Below are 16,745 nucleotides of genomic sequence, written 5' to 3' on the forward strand. Positions count from 1 at the left end.
CGGGCTCGAACGAAAACGCAGCGACTGATCGCGGCGTTTTTTGTGGGGGACGTTCAGAGCGTCGCGGCTGAGCTCAGGCGTCGCGACTGCTTGAGGAACAGCGTCAACTCGCGCGCTGGCAGCGGTTTGCTGTAGAGGTAGCCCTGGCCCTCATGGCAGCCCTGGGCGATGATGTAGGCCTCCTGCTCGGCGGTTTCCACGCCTTCGGCGATCACTTGCATGCCCAGGCTCTTGCCCAGCTGGATGATGGCGCGAACGATGGTGGCGTCATCTTCGTCTTCGAGCAGATCCTGCACGAAGCTCTTGTCGATCTTGATCTTGTCCAGCGGCAGACTTTTCAGATAGCTCAGCGAGGAATAGCCGGTACCGAAGTCGTCGATGGCGATCAACGCGCCGGAGCGACGCAGGCTGAGCAGATGCTGGGCGGCGGTACTGATGTCTTCCATCAGCCCGGTCTCGGTGACTTCCAGCTCCAGGCTTTTGGGCGGCAGGCGGTAGACCTGCATCAGATTGTTGACCACGCGCGGCAGCTCGGCGTGGTGCAGCTGCACGGTGGACAGGTTGATGGCCATGCGCAGATCGCTGAAGCCCTGGTCATGCCATTCGCGCAGTTGGCGGCAGGTCTGGTCGAGAATCCATTCGCCGATGGGGATGATGGTGCCGTTCTGTTCGGCCAGCGGGATGAACAGGTCCGGCGGGACGAAGCCGTGTTGCGGGTGCTGCCAGCGCAGCAGCGCCTCGACGCCGACCACGCGGTGGTCGCGGTAGTCTATCTGGGGCTGGTAGACCAGGTGCAGCTGGTTCTGCGCCAGGGCATCGCGCAGATCCTTTTCCAGCTCACGGCGGCGCCGCATCTCGCTGTCGACGCTGGCGATGTAGAACTGGTAGCGATTGCGCGAACGACTCTTGGCCAGGGTCATGGTCTGTTCGGCTTTCTGCAGCAGCTTTTCGGTGCTGTCACCATCTTCCGGGAACAGGGTGATGCCGATGGTGGCGCGCAGGCGCACTTCGTGCTGATCGAGCAGGAAAGGCAGCTCCAGGTCGTCGAGTACGCTCTGCGCCAGTTCGGCGGCTTCGTAGGGTTGTTCGATGTCGGCTTGAACCAGGGCGAACTGGTCACCGCCCAAACGGGCCAGTGCGCCGAGGCGGCCGCTATGGCTGCGCAGGCGGTCGGACAGTGCGAGCAGCAACTGGTCGCCGCTCTGGTAACTGAATTGTTCGTTGATGCCCTTGAAGTCATCCAGGCCGACGCAGAGCACGGCGACGCGACGCTGAAGACGGCCGGCATCTTCGAGAATCTGATCGAGCTGCTGTTGCAGTTGCTGACGGTTGGGCAGGCCGGTAAGAAAATCATACTGAGCCATGCGCAGCAGGCTGTTCTCGGCCTCCCGGCGCAGGTGGGTGTTGCGCTCGATGGACGCCAGCAACTGGTTGGCGGTGTTGATCCACAAACCCAGCTCGTTCTTCTCGTTGCCCTTGAGCATGGGCAGCTTGTGTTCGCTGGGGCGGTCGGGATTGATGTTGGTGAGGTGCTCGATGATCTTCGACAGGGGTTTGGTCAGCAGCCAGTGATAGACCAGATAAAGCACCAGGCCCATGGCCAGGGCGCGCAGCACCCCTGAGATGAAGATGATCACCGAGTTGGTGACGAAGCTTTCGCCGTAAGGTGCCGTATCGAGGGTGATGTTGAGGTCACCGTAATACTCGCTGTAAGGGCCACGGCCGACCAGTTTGGTGGCGAACAGCTGTTCCTGACCGAGGATCGGGTCGGTCAGCCAGCGAGTCGGCATTTGCGCCAGATCGCGAGTCCGCTCGGCCAGCATGGGTTCGTTGGGGTGGCCGATGGAGGCGTGACGCACCGATTCGTGCTGGAACAACCCCTCGATAACCTGCATGCCCATCTCGCGGTCCAGGCTGTATACCGCCTGGGTCGAAGGGTCGCGGAACATGCCGAGGATGCGATGGGCATCGTTGACCACCGCCTGACGTGTCTTGTAGGCGTCGAAGACAATTTGCGCACAACTCAATACCACCCCGACTACGAGTGCTGACAACAGCACCACGCGGAGCAACTTGAGTGACAAGCTGTTTTTCAATTCCAGCTTCAAAGGCAATTCCTTATGTCGATGCTTACAGCGTCAGTCAGACGAGAGTATTGGCAATCTAGGCCTGGCCGTCAAAGGGCCATCATGCCGGGTGGCACTATTTATCCCACAAGGAACGCTCCTGGTGCGAATCGCTGTTTGGAGGCCGACTCACTGCTCTGTGTCGGTGCGATTGCGCCGTACTTGAATACCTTTGGTCATATTGACCGTCCGTCGTGGTTACGCCTTTGACGCGTCACCTGCCGTCTGCTTGGCCGCTGGCACAAGAGTTGCGAAGGCCGGGCATCGACCGGGAGGGGATTCGTGATGAAAACGCTCGTGCTGTTGCTCGTCGCTGTCAGCTTTGCCCCACAGGCCCATGCTGCCAGCGAAGAGGCCGCCAATACGGCCTGGCTGGTGTTGGCCAGCGTGCTGGTGTTCTTCATGCAGGCGGGTTTCGCCTTGTTGGAGAGCGGCATGTCGCGGGCCAAGAACGCGGTCAACGTGATGATGAAGAACTACATGGACTGCTGCGTTGGCGGCATCGTGTTCTGGCTGTTCGGCTTCGGCCTGATGTTCGGTGCCAATGTCACTGGCTGGTTCGGCATGAGTCACTTCGCGCTGAATGACGGCGAGCCCTGGGATTACACCTTCCTGCTGTTCCAGATGATGTTCGCCGCCACCGCTGCGACCATCGCCAGTGGTGCCATGGCCGAACGCACGCGGTATGGCGCCTATCTGATTGGCGCAGTACTGATCAGCGGCGTGATCTATCCGATATTCGGCAGCTGGGTGTGGGGTGGTCTGTATGGCGGTCAGGGGTGGTTGGCCAAGCTGGGCTTCATCGATTTCGCCGGCTCGACCGTGGTGCATAGCATCGGTGCCTGGTGCGCGCTGGCAGGGATTCTGGTGCTGGGCCCGCGTCTCGGGCGTTTCGCTCCTGATGGCAAGGCACGCTTGATCCCTGGGCACAATCTTGGCCTGGTGGCATTGGGCGGTTTCATCCTCTGGGTCGGTTGGTTCGGCTTCAACGCTGGCAGCAACCTGGAAGTCAGCAGCAGTCTCGGCTTGATCGCCTTGAACACGCACCTGGCTGCGGTCGCTGGTGCGCTCGGCGCTCTGCTGGCACAACGCAGCACGGCCAGCCCGGTATTGCTGACCACCACGGTGAACGGCTCGATTGGCGGGCTGGTCGGCATCACCGCCGGTTGCGCCAGCATGGCGCCGGGTTTCGCTTTGCTCAGTGGTCTGATCGCCGGGTTTGTCGTGGTCTACGGCATGCGTTTGCTCGATCGCCTGCAGCTCGACGATGTGGTCGGTGCGATTCCAGTCCACGGATTCGCCGGTATCTGGGGCACCCTGGCTGCAGGTCTGTTCTATCAGGGCGACCTGTTCAACTGGGAGCGTGTCGCGGTGCAGGCATTGGGGGCTGCGGCAGCCTTTCTCTGGGCCTTTCCGGTTGCCCTGGTGTTCTACTTCCTGTTGGCCAAGACCATGGGATTGCGGGTTTCGACCCAGCATGAGCAGCGTGGGCTGGATTTTGCCGAGCATGCCGAGGTCGGTTATCCGGAGTTCAATCTGACGCAGACCTTCGACAGCGAGCAATGGTCGAGGAGGGGCTAAGCATGAGATTGAGCCTGCGCCGTCGCGCGATCTACACCGGCCTGGCCGGACACTTTTCGGATGAAGAGGTCTGGCCACTGCTGGCCCTGTGGGAGAACAAATACGCCGAGCAACCGCCGTTCGCTCTCAATGAATTTCTCGCCGAGGTGGTGCTGCGTACCGAGCGCAAGCTCGAACGCGCACGCCTGTACCGCGAGTTGGTTGGCGCCCTGACGGGACCACCCTCGCAGCTGTTGCCTGACCCGGAGGAGCAACTGGCCGCCTGGCGCCAGGGACGCAATGAGGCCGTAAGGCAAGTGGCGACTCCGGATAGCGCCGCACAAACGACCTTTCTGGCTCTGAACCAGACCTTGCTGGAGCAACTCGATGGCGCGCAGCAGGCGGCGCTGAGGCGCTTTGCCGCCGGCAACCTGTCCGGTATGGGGGTGAGTTCCGAGCTGTCGACGCGTTTGCGTATCTGGTTGGAGCAGGGCGGGAGCGACGGTATCGCCAACCTGGGGCTGGAGCAGCTGCGCAAACTGTTGAACCTGCTCTATATCGGGCTCTGCGAGTTTCTCGGGCCGGTACGTGCCGACCGTGTACTGAGCCAGGCGGTCAACCGTGTGGAGGAGCAGGGGGTGGAGTTTTCACCGCGCAGATTGCTCTAGCTGCGCAGCCGTGATGCAGAAACGAAAAACCCGGCCTGAAGGCCGGGTTTTCGCATTACGGGGCTGAGATTCAGGCCGCGTAGTTCTGGGCGACGAAGTCCCAGTTCACCAGGTTCCAGAACGCCTCGACATACTTCGGACGCAGGTTGCGGTAGTCGATGTAGTAGGCGTGTTCCCACACGTCGCAGGTCAGCAGCGGGGTGTCGCCGGAGGTCAGCGGGCAGCCGGCGCCGATGGTGCTGGCCAGGGCCAGGGAGCCGTCAGCTTTCTTCACCAGCCAGCCCCAGCCGGAACCGAAGGTGCCGATGGAAACCTTGCTGAACTCTTCCTTGAACTTGTCGAAGGAACCGAAGGCCGCATTGATGGCGTCAGCCAGGGCGCCGGTCGGCTGGCCACCGCCGTTCGGCGACAGGCAGTTCCAGTAGAAGGTGTGATTCCATACCTGAGCGGCGTTGTTGAAGATGCCGCCCGAGGAGGTCTTGACGATTTCTTCCAGGCTCTTGCCTTCGAACTCGGTGCCCGGCACCAGGTTGTTCAGGTTCACGACGTAGGTGTTGTGGTGCTTGTCGTGGTGGAACTCGAGGGTCTCGGCGGAAATGTGCGGCTCGAGGGCATTCTTTTCGTAAGGCAGCGGCGGCAATTCAAAAGCCATGGTCTATCTCCTACTCAGGTCGTGTGCGTTATGCGCAAGGCCGATCACGGGCGGCCTATAGGCGGCGTCGAGTTTGTACTCTTTGCGCCGCAGACTCGGAATCATAGCACCCAACCACGGCCATAACCACGCAACATCTGTATGGGAAAGCCGGTGCCAGGGCCTCTGCAGCATTGGGTTCGACAGTCAGGGGCGCCAGCAGTTGCCTCTTTCGGCGCGGTCGTACGCAAACGCCAACAGACCTTTAAAGTGCGCCGGCCTTCTTCCAGGCCAGATAACTGCTCACCAGTTCCGGGCCGAGTTCGGCTGGGCGGGCGTCGAGCACCGGTACGTCGTGGGCGGCCAGGCGCTCGTGCAGGTCGGCGCGAGCGTTAAGGTAGTCCAGCGTGCCGCAGTAGGCCAGGGCCTGATCGAATTGCTCCACGGGCGTCTGGCGCAGGCGGTCCAGCGCTTCCTCGCGCAGGCTGGCGATCAGCACGCGGTGCTGGCGCGAGAGGCGACGCACGGCGGCGAGCAGGTCCTGATCGTCCTCGTCGCGCAGGTTGGTCACCAGCACCACCAGCGAGCGGCGCCGCTGACGTGCCAGCAGCAAGTCGGCAGCGGCGCTGAAGTCGGCAGGTTGCTGGCTGGTGTCGAGGTCGTAAACGGCATTGAGCAGCACGTTCAGCTGAGCCGGGCCTTTGACCGGCGCCAGGTAACGCGACTGGTTGCCGGCAAAGGTCGCCAGGCCGACGGCATCGCCCTGGCGCAGGGCGACGTAGCTGAGCAGTAGGCAGGCGTTGAGGGCATGGTCGAAGTGCGACAGCTCGTCGTCCTGGCTGCGCATGCGGCGGCCGCAGTCGAGCAGGAAGACAATCTGCTGGTCACGCTCGTCCTGGTACTCGCGAGCGATGGGCGTGCGCTTGCGGGCGGTGGCCTTCCAGTCGATCTGGCGCAAGGTGTCACCGTCACGAAATTCGCGCAGCTGGTGAAATTCCAGGCCCAGGCCGCGACGCGGGCGTTGGCGTACGCCCAGCTGGCTCAGCCAGTCATCCACGGCCTTCAGCTGTGCACCGTAGAGGCGGGCGAAATCCGGATAGACGCGGCTTTCGCCGGCGAGCGGCAGCAGGCGCTTGGCCTGCCACAGGCGCAGCGGGCTGGGCAGCTTCAGCTCGCACCGGGCGAAATGGAAATGCCCGCGGACCAGCGGCTTGAGGCGATAGCTGACTCGTGTCTGCTGGCCGGGGTGCAGGGTGATGCGTTGCGGCAGGAAATCGAACTCCATGCCTTCAGGCACATGGTCGAAGACTTCGATTTCCTGGGTTTGAGTGAAGTCGTGATGAGCGATCAGTTGCACCTCGCTCCAGCGCCCGAGCGGCAGGTTGCCGGGCAGCATGCGCTCCAGGCGCGGCGAGTGCTGGCGACGCAGCCACAAGGCATCGACGGCGGCGATCAGTGCCAGCGTCAGCAACAGCCCCCAGGCCAGTGGCATCAGGCTGTCTGCCAGGCGTATGCCGAGCAGGGGCAGGGCGCCGAGCAGCATGGCAGCAGCGAACAGGCCGCCTAGCAGCCCGAGAAGCAGGCGCGAAGGTTTCATAGGCGCGGTGCCGGCACCTGATCGAGCAATTGTTGCAGCACCTGGTCCACCGACAGGCCTTCGATATCCAGCTCCGGCGCCAGGCGTACGCGATGACGCAGCACGGCCAGGGCGCAGCTCTTGATATCATCCGGCAGGACGAAGTCGCCGCCGCGCAGCAGTGCGCGGGCACGGGCGCCACGCACCAGGGCAATCGATGCACGCGGCCCGGCACCCATGGTCAGGCCCGGCCAGCTGCGGGTAGCGCGGGCAAGGCGTACGGCGTAATCGAGCACCTGATCATCCAGTGGCAAATCGCTGGCGATCTTCTGCAGGGCCAACACGTCCTTGGCTTGCAGCAGGGTGCGCAGCGGGCTGACTTCGAGCATGTCGGCCTTGGCCGAGCGGGTCACCTGGCGCACCATGTTCAGCTCTTCATCCTGCTGCGGATAATCCATGCGCAGCTTGAGCATGAAGCGGTCCAGCTCCGCTTCCGGTAGCGGGTAGGTGCCTTCCTGCTCGATCGGGTTCATGGTCGCCAGCACCATGAACGGCAGTTGCACCGGCAGGGCGCGGCCCTCCAGGGTCACCTGGCGCTCCTGCATCACTTCCAGCAGGGCGGCCTGGGTCTTGGCCGGTGCGCGATTGATTTCATCGGCCAGCAGCAGGTTGGTGAACACCGGACCCTTGCGCAGCTTGAACTGCTCGCTCTGCATGTCGTACACGGCATGGCCGGTGACATCGCTGGGCATCAGGTCCGGGGTGAACTGGATGCGTGCGAACTCGCCACCGAAGCAGCGCGCCAGGGCGCGCACCAGCAGGGTCTTGCCCAGCCCCGGCACACCTTCGACCAGCACGTGTCCACCGGCGATCAGCGCGGTGAGCACGTCGTCGATCACCGCGTTCTGGCCAATCACAGCCTTGCGCAGCTCGGCGCGCAGGGCCTGGGCCAGTTGGCTGGCGCGTTGGCGCTGTTGTGCTTGCGGGTTGCTCGGCATGGCAGCCGGGGCTTCCTGCTGCGGCAGGTTGTCGTTCTCGGGGATTTCGCTCATAGGGCATTCCTGAGGGTTTGCAGGTGGGCGACCTGGCGGGTGAAGTCACTGGCGGACAGGCGTTGCGGCGGCAATGGGCGCATGGCCTGGCTGATGTCCTTGGCGGGCAGGCGGGTCAGGCGACCGAGCACCTGCCACTGTTCGGCGACGGCGAGCTTCTCGAAACCGGGGTGGCGGCGCCGCGCACGGCGATTGATGTCCTGTTGCAGGCCTCTGAGCAGGCTGTGCTGGCCACTGCGGCGGAGCAGGAAGTCGGCACTGCCACGCAGGTGTTCCTCGAGCTGGCGACGGGCTCGGCTGGCCGGTGCCTGCAGCGGGCCATGACGCATGCCGACGTGCCACAAGGTGGCGATGATCAGCAGGGCCAGCACCAGCAAGGCCAGCGGGAAATGGCGCAGCAGCAGGCGCGCCAGACCATCGCTGTCGGCGTGGTAAAGCAGGGTCACGGCGCTGTCCTGGCTCAGGTACCAGAGCAGCCAGGCATGGTCGTACTCGTTGATATTGCGGTTCTGCCAGATCCACGGGTCGCTCAGTACGGTGATCAGTCCGTCGCCGTGATACAGCTGCAGCAGGTGCGTGGCAGAGTCGCTATTGGCCCAGGCGTGCGCGCGGTTCTGCGCATCGTACAGGTGAAAATCGGTGTCGAAGGCGATGTAGGCCGGGGCCTGTTCGTTCTCCAAGTAGAGTTTGGTGAGTTGCGGGTAGGCTTCGTGCTCTTCGTTCTGCTCGTTTTCCGCTTCTGCCTCACTGGCTTCTTCGTCGTCCAACTCGTCACTCATGTATTGCTGGACGCCGAGTAAATCGAGCAGCAGGTCGCCGCTCTTGCCTTCCTCTTCGTCCCACAGGCGTTCGGCGATGAACAGCAGGTGACCGCCGCCCGCCGTCCATTGCAGCACGCGTTCGACCTGACGTGACGTCATGTTGCCGCGGTCGGCCAGCAGCATCAGGGTCTGGCCTTCGCTGGGCAGGCCATCGAGCACATCCAGGCCTTCGGCGCGGCGGGCGGCAATGCCCTGTTTGCGCAGAAAATGCTCGGCAGCCAGATAAGGGCTGCTGGCAACCTCGGGGGCTGGGCCGTGCTCGATCACGTCTTCATAGGGTTCGAGCTTGCCCAACACGTAGCTGGCGAGCAGCCCCAGTACCAGCAGCAGGGCCATGGCGAGGATGAAACCGGCGCGCCGACTCATGCCGCACGCTCCTGACCGAACAGGCGGCGCCAGCCCTGACACAGGCCCTGACGCAGCGATTCGGCAGGCAGGCGGTGACCATAGGCCAGGGCCTGCCAATGCAGGGTGAGCTGACGACTGTAGTCCTCCAGGTTCTGCTGCCCGAGGCTGGCGACCAGGTGCAGCACTTCGCCTTCGGTGTGCGACTGCTTCAGGAGCAGGCGGTGTTCGTGTAGCAGGCGGCTGAGCAGGGCGCGGTAAAGCAGACCGAGGGCTGCGCGCGGTTGTTCGGCCCAGAGCCGCTCAGCTTCGCTGGCGACATCGTCGGGCAGTGTCTCCGGCGCCAGTTCGAGCCCGAACAGCTGCTGTGGTGCGGCCTGCCGGCGCCGCGTCGGCAGACCGATGCGTTCGCCAAAGGCCTGCAGCCACTCGCGGTAGCGCCACAAGACGAAGGCCAGCAGCGCGGCCAGCGCCGCCCACAGCAGTACTTCAAAGACTTGCGCGACGACATCCAGGCTCTTCCACCATTCGCCCAGCTTGAGCAGGTTCTTGAGCATGTCGAGGAAGGCTTCGATGTCCTCCGGTTTGGTTTCCTCCGCGGGCTTATCTTCGCCCAGGCGCCAGCGCGTGACGGTTTCGCGGTGCTGGAAGGGCGGTTCGTCGAGCAGCGCTTCGATGCTCGCGCGCGCAGCCTGGCTGGTCAGCGGCTGTTTGAGCAGGCGTGGGGCGTCGGGGCCTTGTGGGTCAGCCGGTTCGGTTGCTTCGCTGGCTGCCACAGGCGTATCGGCCAGGGCATTGTCAGGTAGCTGCGTCAGCAGCAGGGCACAACCGAGCAGCAGGGCGTAGGCGCTGCCGGTCAGGCGCTGGCGCAGGCGGCGGAAGGTCAGTTCGATATCCCAGGCTTCCAGGGCGGTACGGCGATTGAGATAGAGGGTGAATCCGCAGGCCACATAGACCGGCTCCCAGAGAATCAGTAGCAGCACGTAAAGCAGGTTGGACAGGTGTTCCAGCCACAGCCACTGGCCACTGCTGGCGGCGATCAGGCTTTCCCAGCTCCAGTTCAGTTCCACCTGTTGCGGCAGCATCATGTAGAACAGCGCGACCAAGCCCATCCACAGGGCGATTTCCACATGTACACCGACCAGGGTCAGCCAGGTAGCGGCGGCGCTGTCACGCTGACCAAGCACCACCAGGCGCTGGCTGCGCGCCTGGCCGGACAGGCCTTCGAGCTGCTGTACGGGCAGGTCGAAACTGCGCGTCGGGCTGAGGCGACGCCAGGTCAGGCTGGCCAGCAGTTGTGGCCACAACAGTTTCGGCAGCGCACGCAGGGATTGCTTGAGCGTGGGGGTATTGCCGAATAGCGCCTGCGCCAGAATGTACAGCGGCAACCGTTCGTAGGCAGGCTTGAGCCACCAGAACAGAAAGATGGCCCAGCCCGGATGTTCCCAGAGCAGGGCGCAGAGCAGAGCGAACAGCGGCAGGGTGACCAGCGCCCAACTGGCCATCAGCAGGCCGGCGTGGCGACGGGCCAGCAGCACGCCGAGGTCGATGGCTTCCCAGGCACTGCGCGGGCGGATGGCCACGCTGGCTTCAGTCAGGCGCATGCTGCCTCCGCCCGGCCAAAAGCAGATAACTGAGTACCAGCACCCAGAGCCCAGTACCGACGATGTACTTGATGTCCGGGCTGGCGAAGGTGGTCGACGACCAGAACGCCTCGATGAAGGCCGCCAGTAGCAGGAACAGGATCACCCCGGCTACCAGTTGAATCGCTTTGCCGGCTGCCAGGCGCAAGGCTTCGCTGCGAGTCAGGCGCCCCGGGGCGAGCAGCGCCCAGCCGAGCTTGAAACCCGCTGCGCCGGCCAGGGCGATGGCGGTCAGCTCGAAGGCGCCATGGCCGATGACGAAGGACCAGAACGGCTCGCCGTAGCCGATGCGCGTCAGGTGGCCGGCCACTGCGCCGATCATCAGGCCATTGAACAGCAGGAAGAACAGGCTGCCGAGACCGAGCAGCAGACCGCTGGCGAAGGTCTGAAAGGCGATGCCGATGTTGTTCATGATGTAGAAGCCGAACATCACCCAGTCGTCGCCCGAACCGCGTTCACTGAAGCGGCCGAGGCGGCGCGCGTCGGGATCGTACATGCGCTCCATTTCGCTGACCTGGTCGGGGCTGACCAGGCTGAAAATCAGCTCGGGATAGAGATAGGTCAGCAGTCCCATCACTGCCAGGCTGCCGAAGAACAGCAGGCTGGCCACGCATACGCTGCGCCATTCGCTGCGTACCAGACGCGGGAAGCCGCCGAACAGAAAACGGATCGTCTGCGCGCCGAGGTGGCTGCGATGGCGATAGAACTGCTGGTGGCCGCGCATGGCCAACTGCTGCAGTTGATCGATCAGGTGGCTGCTGTAGCCGCGGGCCTGGGCCAGGGCCAGGTGCTGGCAGAGCTGGCGGTAGCGAGCGGCGAAGCTCTGGCAGGTTTGCGCTTCGGCTTTGCCGCGCTCGAGCGCCTCGAGCTGACTGTTGAACGCATCCCAGTCTGGCTGATGGCGACTTTCGAACAAGCTCTGTTTCACGGTGCACTCCCCAGCAGGCCACGGGCGATGCCGTTGAGGCGCGGCTCGGCCTGTTCGGCAGGCACTTGTAGCGGTTCGGCCAGCAGCGCCGCCAGCTCCGCTCTGCGGGCGGCGGACAGTTGGCTACCACGTTCGGCAAAACCGAGAATGGCGCGTTGTTCGTCAAGGCTGAGCGGGAAGGGTGCTGGCAGCGGTTCGGCATCGGCCAACTGCGGTTTGCTCAACGGCGCATCGCGATAGACCACCAGGGTGCCGGCGGCAATATCGCCGAGGCGCTTGAACGCCGGATGGTTCAGGCAACTGATGATGCCCAGGGTGTAGCCGAACGGCAGGATATCGACGAAGCGCAGCAGGTTGCGCGTCAGTGAAGCGGCCCAGCCGATGGGCGTACCGTCATCGTGCACCACGCGCAGGCCGAGCATCTGCTTGCCGGGAGAGCGGCCCTGGTTGAACACCTCGAACAGCACCATGTACCACCAGGTCACGAGAAACAGCAGGATGGTGCCCAGGCCCATGCCGAACTGACCGAGCAGGCCGAGAACGATGAACATCACCATCAGAATCAGGCCACGAATGGCCAGGTCGATGGCGAATGCCAGGGCGCGCGGCACCAGCCCGGCCGGTCGCAGATGCAGATCGATACCTTCCGGCGTTTCGACCTGATAGCGGGTATCCAGAGGCGGCTGGTGGGACGAAAGACTGACGCTTGAGCGTGAAGGCATCGGCGGACTGCATCAAGGAAAGCCCGATGCTAGCGAGCAGCGGGCCACGAACGCAACCGGGCCAGTGAACTGGCCCGAGTGGCGTCGGTTAGCGAGCGGCAGGCAGTACGCCAAAAATGGTGCGATAGAGCACGCCCATGGCCACGACCATCAGCGGAATGCTCCATACCAGGCCGATGCCCAGCGGGATGGCGCTGACGATGATAATCAGACCGAGCACGATGAACAGGCCGAAGACCTTGAACCAGTGCTGGGTAATGGCCTTGCGCGAGGCTTCTAGCGCCTGCCAGGGCGACAGGCCGCGTTCGACCACCAAGGGGATGGCCAGCAGGTAGGCGACGCCCAGGTAGATGCCGGGGATCAGCAGCAGGATCATGCCGAGGTAGATCAGCAGCATCATCACCACGGCGGTGATGATCAGCGGCACGGTGCGCCCGAAGTGGCTGAAAATTTCGTTGAAGTTCAGGGGTTGATCAGCGGCGCGGCGAATGCCGACCATGTTGATGCCGGCCATGAAGGGATAGGCCAGGGCCGAAGCCAGCAGCGAAATCAGAATCTCGCCGATGAACATCAGGGCGATGCTATCGCTCAGCGCGCCGAAGATGCCGACAACGCCGCCGAGGATGAAGGTGGCGGCCAGCAGCACCACGTAGAACACCAGAAAGCCACCGATGATGATGCCTTTGGTGCCCTTGACCTTGCTCCAGGACTCGCTCAGCAGCTCACCGATACTGAAGTCATAACCACGTGCCAGGGCTTCTTCGATACTCGGTGCATGACCTTGGGGCGACTGTTGCAGATCGCTGGAGGGGGCGGCATAGGGATTGGGGGTAATCGCGTCACTCATGGTTGCGTCCTTGTACAGAGTGTTAGAGGAGCGCCAATGCTAATGGTTACAGCATTTTTCTCAAGTGCAGTACACCTGCTCGTGCGGCGCCTGTGCGCTGGTGCATGCTTTTGCCGGCGGCAGCGAGGCCGCAGGTGAATGATAAACTGGCGGCCATTTTGTCCAGGGTATGGAGCCGCCAATGACTTCCAGCATTTTCTGGTACGACTACGAGACCACCGGTATCAATCCGCGTTGTGATCGTCCGCTGCAGGTGGCGGGCATTCGTACCGACGAGGCGCTGAACGAGATCGGCGAGCCGCTGAACATCTATTGCCGGCCCAGCGATGACATCCTGCCGCACCCGGCCGCCTGCCTGGTCACCGGTATCGACCCGCAGCGTCTGCAACAACAGGGGCTGGCCGAGGGGGAGTTCATGACCCGTGTGCATGCCGCGTTATCGGCGCCCGGCACCTGTGGTGCGGGATACAACAGCCTGCGCTTCGATGATGAGGTGACGCGTTACAGCCTGTATCGCAACTTCTTCGACCCTTACGCGCGCGAATGGCAGGGCGGCAACAGCCGCTGGGATCTGATCGATCTGGTACGCACTGCTTACGCACTGCGGCCCGAAGGCATCGAATGGCCTGAGGAGGAGGGGCGCGTATCGCTCAAGCTGGAGCGGCTGACCCAGGCCAACGGCATCGATCACGGCCAGGCGCACGATGCGCTGTCCGACGTACGCGCCACCATTGGCCTGGCACGGCTGCTGCGCGAGCGGCAAACAAAACTGTACGACTTCCTCTATCAGCTGCGCAGCAAGCAGCGGGTCATGGATCAGGTTCGCCTGCTGCAGCCAGTGCTGCACGTTTCCGGGCGTTTCTCGGCGGCACGTCATTATCTGGCGCCGGTCCTGCCGCTGGCCTGGCATCCGCGCAATCGCAACGCACTGATCGTCTGTGATCTGCAGGCCGATCCATCGCCTCTGCTGAATCTGGATGCCGACACGCTGCGCAGTCGCCTCTACACGCGGCGTGAGGCGCTTGCCGAAGGCGAGTTGCCGGTACCGCTGAAACTGCTGCATATCAACCGCTGTCCGGTGGTGGCGCCGCTGTCGGTGTTGCGTGAGGCGGATCGGCAGCGTTTGCAGTTGGACTGGTCGGTTTGTCAGCGCCATATTGACGTGTTGAAGAATGAACAGCCATTGTGGCTGGGCAAGTTGGCGAGTGTTTACCGAGAAGAGGCCTTTGCAGGCAGTCACGATCCCGAGCAACAGCTGTACGATGGTTTTATCGGTGATCGTGATCGTCGTTTGTGTGAGCAGGTACGTGCCGCACAACCTGACGCATTGGCCAACAATAAAAAATGGCCGTTCGATGATGCACGACTGCCCGAATTGTTGTTTCGTTATCGGGCGCGCAATTTTCCGGCCAGTCTGTCCGTCGCTGAGTCTCAGCGCTGGGAAGCATTCTGTCGGCAGCGTTTGAGTGATCCAGAGTTCGGTGCACCCAATACCCTGGCGCAATTTTATGCGGCAATGGAGTCGCTGCGGGCTAACTGCAGCCCCGAGCAATTGCAAGTGTTGCAGCAATGGCAGGCTCATGCGCAGGCGTTGCAGGCGCGTTTGGCTATAAGTTTCGTAGGGATTTAAACGGTCAGGTGCTCAGGACAATGTGCAGCGTATGAGGCTCACATCATGCAGTACCAGAAAGAGGTCAGTGCGGAAACTGTTCGCTTGATGCGGATATTGCGTCTGCCGGAAATCGCCCGGAATAATTAGGGGCTGAAAAACACCGCGACAATAAAAAACGCCAGCATGGCTGGCGTTTTGGGTGTTGCGCAGGTGTTAGCCCAGCAGCGTGGCCCAGCCTTCGACGACGTCGGCGCCCCACTTGGCTTTCCACTCTTTCAGGATCTTGTGGTTGCCGCCTTTGGTTTCGATCACTTCGCCGCTGTGCGGGTTTTTGTACTGCTTGACCTTGCGCGCACGCTTGGTAGCCACAGGCTTGCTGGCACGTACGCCTTTGCCGGTTTTGGCTTCAGGATCGAGCAGGGCAATGATGTCGCGCAGCGATTTCTGATATTCGCCCATCAGGGTGCGTAGCTTGCCTTCGAACTCCAGCTCTTTCTTCAGCTTGTCGTCTTGCGACATGTTCTTCAGACGCTCTTGGAGCTCTTTGATGCTTTCTTCGATGTTGCGGTATTCGTTGATCAGCGACATGGGCATTACCTTGGCGTGAATAAATCTGTGGTAGTCAACAGTGGTCTAATAATAATCACGCACTTATAGCAAGTAAACAGCAGGCCACAAAATAACCGCAGTGTAATGCAACCCTATGTGTCGCTCAGGCTTAAATTAAATCGGCTACTGCAACTAGCCATGAAGTTTTCGCTGCGCGCAAATAGGACCCTTTCCGGGCGCTCAGTCGCGGGCTTGTGCAGGCGCATGGCTGCTGCAGTTTTGCGCGCATGCCGTTAGAATGCCCGGCTTTATGCGTCGCCCTTGGGGTTTTAATTATGCGTACGTTCAGATTGGTCATCTCTTGCCCTGACCGCGTCGGCATCGTTGCCAAAGTCAGTAATTTTCTCGCCACCTACAACGGTTGGATTACCGAAGCCAGTCACCATTCCGACACGCAGAGTGGCTGGTTTTTCATGCGTCACGAAATCCGTGCCGACTCACTGCCGTTCGATCTCGATGGCTTCAAGCAGGCCTTCGCGCCGATTGCCCGCGAATTCTCGATGGAGTGGCGCATTACCGATTCGGCGCAGAAGAAGCGCGTGGTGCTGATGGCCAGCCGCGAGTCGCACTGCCTGGCCGATCTGCTGCACCGTTGGCACAGCAACGAGCTCGATTGCGAGATCCCCTGCGTGATCGCCAACCACGACGATCTGCGCAGCATGGTCGAGTGGCATGGCATTCCGTACTTCCATGTGCCGGTCGATCCCAAGGACAAGGCTCCGGCCTTCGCCGAAGTGGAGCGTCTGGTCAAGGCGCACCAGGCTGATGTCATCGTCCTGGCGCGCTACATGCAGATTCTGCCGCCGGCACTATGCGCCGAGTTCGCTCAGCGGGTGATCAACATTCATCACAGCTTCCTGCCGTCCTTCGTGGGCGCCAAACCCTATCACCAGGCCTCGCTGCGTGGCGTCAAGCTGATTGGCGCGACCTCGCACTATGTCACCGAAGAGCTGGACGCCGGCCCGATCATCGAGCAGGACGTGGTTCGGGTGACCCATCGCGACGATATCGAGGAAATGGTGCGTCTGGGCAAGGACGTGGAGAAAATGGTGCTGGCGCGTGGGCTACGCTATCACTTGGAAGACCGAGTGCTGGTGCACGACAACAAGACGGTGGTATTCGACTGACTTGCTGCATGGGCCGGCCACTGCACGAAAGAGGAGAACGCCCATGCTCAAGTCCATCAAGGTGCGCGACTACATGACTCGCCATCTGGTGACCTTCAGGTCGGATACCGATCTGTTCACTGCCATCAATCGACTGCTGGAGCACCGTATTTCCGGTGCTCCGGTGGTCGACTCCCAGGGCCACCTGATTGGCCTGTTGTCCGAGGGCGACTGCCTGCGCGGCATTCTCTCCGGCGCCTACTACGAAGCAGTCGGTGGCACCGTCAGTACCTACATGACCACCGAGGTGGAGACGGTCACGCCCGAGGCTGACATCATCGAGCTGTCGGAGCGCTTCCTGCGTGGCCAGCGGCGGCGTCTGCCGGTAATCGAGCATGGGCGCCTGGTCGGGCAGATCAGTCGCCATGATGTGCTGCGCGCAGTCAAGGAGTTCGCCCAGCATGAGCAGGGCGAGCTGAACATTGGTTGAGGGTGTTGA

15 protein-coding genes are annotated in these 16,745 nt (G+C 62.4%); 5 read left to right on the top strand and 10 right to left on the bottom strand.

All coding sequences use genetic code 11. The features are described from left to right. Positions 1 to 53: 53 nt before the first annotated feature. Entirely contained in the window at positions 54 to 2,108 is a 2,055-nt protein-coding gene (locus DBO86_RS14180) for a putative bifunctional diguanylate cyclase/phosphodiesterase (protein WP_108233991.1), read from the bottom strand. Between the two features lie 303 nt (positions 2,109 to 2,411). On the opposite strand from DBO86_RS14180, the gene DBO86_RS14185 reads away from it, so the two are divergent. Beyond that, a complete protein-coding gene (locus DBO86_RS14185; protein WP_108233992.1) occupies positions 2,412 to 3,707 on the top strand; it encodes an ammonium transporter in 1,296 nt (431 codons plus the stop codon). A 2-nt stretch (positions 3,708 to 3,709) separates the two neighbouring features. Next, on the top strand, positions 3,710 to 4,354 hold the full coding sequence (locus DBO86_RS14190) for a hypothetical protein (RefSeq protein WP_108233993.1): 645 nt from the start codon (positions 3,710 to 3,712) through the stop codon (positions 4,352 to 4,354). A 70-nt stretch (positions 4,355 to 4,424) separates the two neighbouring features. On the opposite strand, the gene DBO86_RS14195 is transcribed toward DBO86_RS14190, so the two are convergent. From DBO86_RS14195 to DBO86_RS14230, 8 genes are all read right to left on the bottom strand, one after another. Next, entirely contained in the window at positions 4,425 to 5,006 is a 582-nt protein-coding gene (locus DBO86_RS14195; RefSeq protein ID WP_003462535.1) for a superoxide dismutase, read from the bottom strand. A gap of 244 nt (positions 5,007 to 5,250) precedes the next feature. Then, positions 5,251 to 6,582, bottom strand: coding sequence for a DUF58 domain-containing protein (locus tag DBO86_RS14200; RefSeq protein ID WP_108233994.1), 1,332 nt, complete (start codon positions 6,580 to 6,582; stop codon positions 5,251 to 5,253). Next, positions 6,579 to 7,559, bottom strand: coding sequence for an AAA family ATPase (locus tag DBO86_RS14205; protein WP_425266793.1), 981 nt, complete (start codon positions 7,557 to 7,559; stop codon positions 6,579 to 6,581). The genes DBO86_RS14200 and DBO86_RS14205 overlap by 4 nt, the downstream gene beginning before the upstream one ends. 50 nt (positions 7,560 to 7,609) lie before the next feature. After that, positions 7,610 to 8,800: a DUF4350 domain-containing protein gene (locus DBO86_RS14210; RefSeq protein WP_108233996.1), complete on the bottom strand. Its 1,191-nt coding sequence runs from the start codon at positions 8,798 to 8,800 to the stop codon at positions 7,610 to 7,612. Beyond that, complete coding sequence (locus tag DBO86_RS14215) at positions 8,797 to 10,383, bottom strand: DUF4129 domain-containing protein (protein WP_108233997.1); 1,587 nt, start codon at positions 10,381 to 10,383, stop codon at positions 8,797 to 8,799. Before DBO86_RS14215 ends, DBO86_RS14210 begins: the two co-directional genes overlap by 4 nt. Continuing rightward, positions 10,370 to 11,350, bottom strand: coding sequence for a stage II sporulation protein M (locus tag DBO86_RS14220; RefSeq protein WP_108233998.1), 981 nt, complete (start codon positions 11,348 to 11,350; stop codon positions 10,370 to 10,372). The genes DBO86_RS14215 and DBO86_RS14220 overlap by 14 nt, the downstream gene beginning before the upstream one ends. Next, entirely contained in the window at positions 11,347 to 12,072 is a 726-nt protein-coding gene (locus DBO86_RS14225) for an RDD family protein (protein ID WP_003462518.1), read from the bottom strand. Before DBO86_RS14225 ends, DBO86_RS14220 begins: the two co-directional genes overlap by 4 nt. 88 nt (positions 12,073 to 12,160) lie before the next feature. Then, positions 12,161 to 12,919: a hypothetical protein gene (locus tag DBO86_RS14230; RefSeq protein WP_108233999.1), complete on the bottom strand. Its 759-nt coding sequence runs from the start codon at positions 12,917 to 12,919 to the stop codon at positions 12,161 to 12,163. A 181-nt stretch (positions 12,920 to 13,100) separates the two neighbouring features. Between DBO86_RS14230 and sbcB the strand changes: the two genes are divergently transcribed. After that, the gene (gene sbcB, locus DBO86_RS14235; protein WP_108234000.1) at positions 13,101 to 14,549 is read left to right on the top strand and encodes an exodeoxyribonuclease I; all 1,449 of its coding nucleotides are present in this window, start codon (positions 13,101 to 13,103) and stop codon (positions 14,547 to 14,549) included. A gap of 195 nt (positions 14,550 to 14,744) precedes the next feature. On the opposite strand, the gene mvaT is transcribed toward sbcB, so the two are convergent. Further along, positions 14,745 to 15,119: a histone-like nucleoid-structuring protein MvaT gene (mvaT, locus tag DBO86_RS14240; protein WP_108234001.1), complete on the bottom strand. Its 375-nt coding sequence runs from the start codon at positions 15,117 to 15,119 to the stop codon at positions 14,745 to 14,747. A 296-nt stretch (positions 15,120 to 15,415) separates the two neighbouring features. On the opposite strand from mvaT, the gene purU reads away from it, so the two are divergent. Together purU and DBO86_RS14250 are read left to right on the top strand one after the other, a co-directional pair. Further along, a complete protein-coding gene (gene purU, locus DBO86_RS14245) occupies positions 15,416 to 16,267 on the top strand; it encodes a formyltetrahydrofolate deformylase (protein WP_003462508.1) in 852 nt (283 codons plus the stop codon). Between the two features lie 43 nt (positions 16,268 to 16,310). Continuing rightward, a complete protein-coding gene (locus DBO86_RS14250; RefSeq protein WP_003462505.1) occupies positions 16,311 to 16,736 on the top strand; it encodes a CBS domain-containing protein in 426 nt (141 codons plus the stop codon). Positions 16,737 to 16,745 lie beyond the last annotated feature (9 nt).

The organism is Ectopseudomonas oleovorans, assembly GCF_003052605.1.
GTDB lineage: Bacteria > Pseudomonadota > Gammaproteobacteria > Pseudomonadales > Pseudomonadaceae > Aquipseudomonas > Aquipseudomonas oleovorans_A.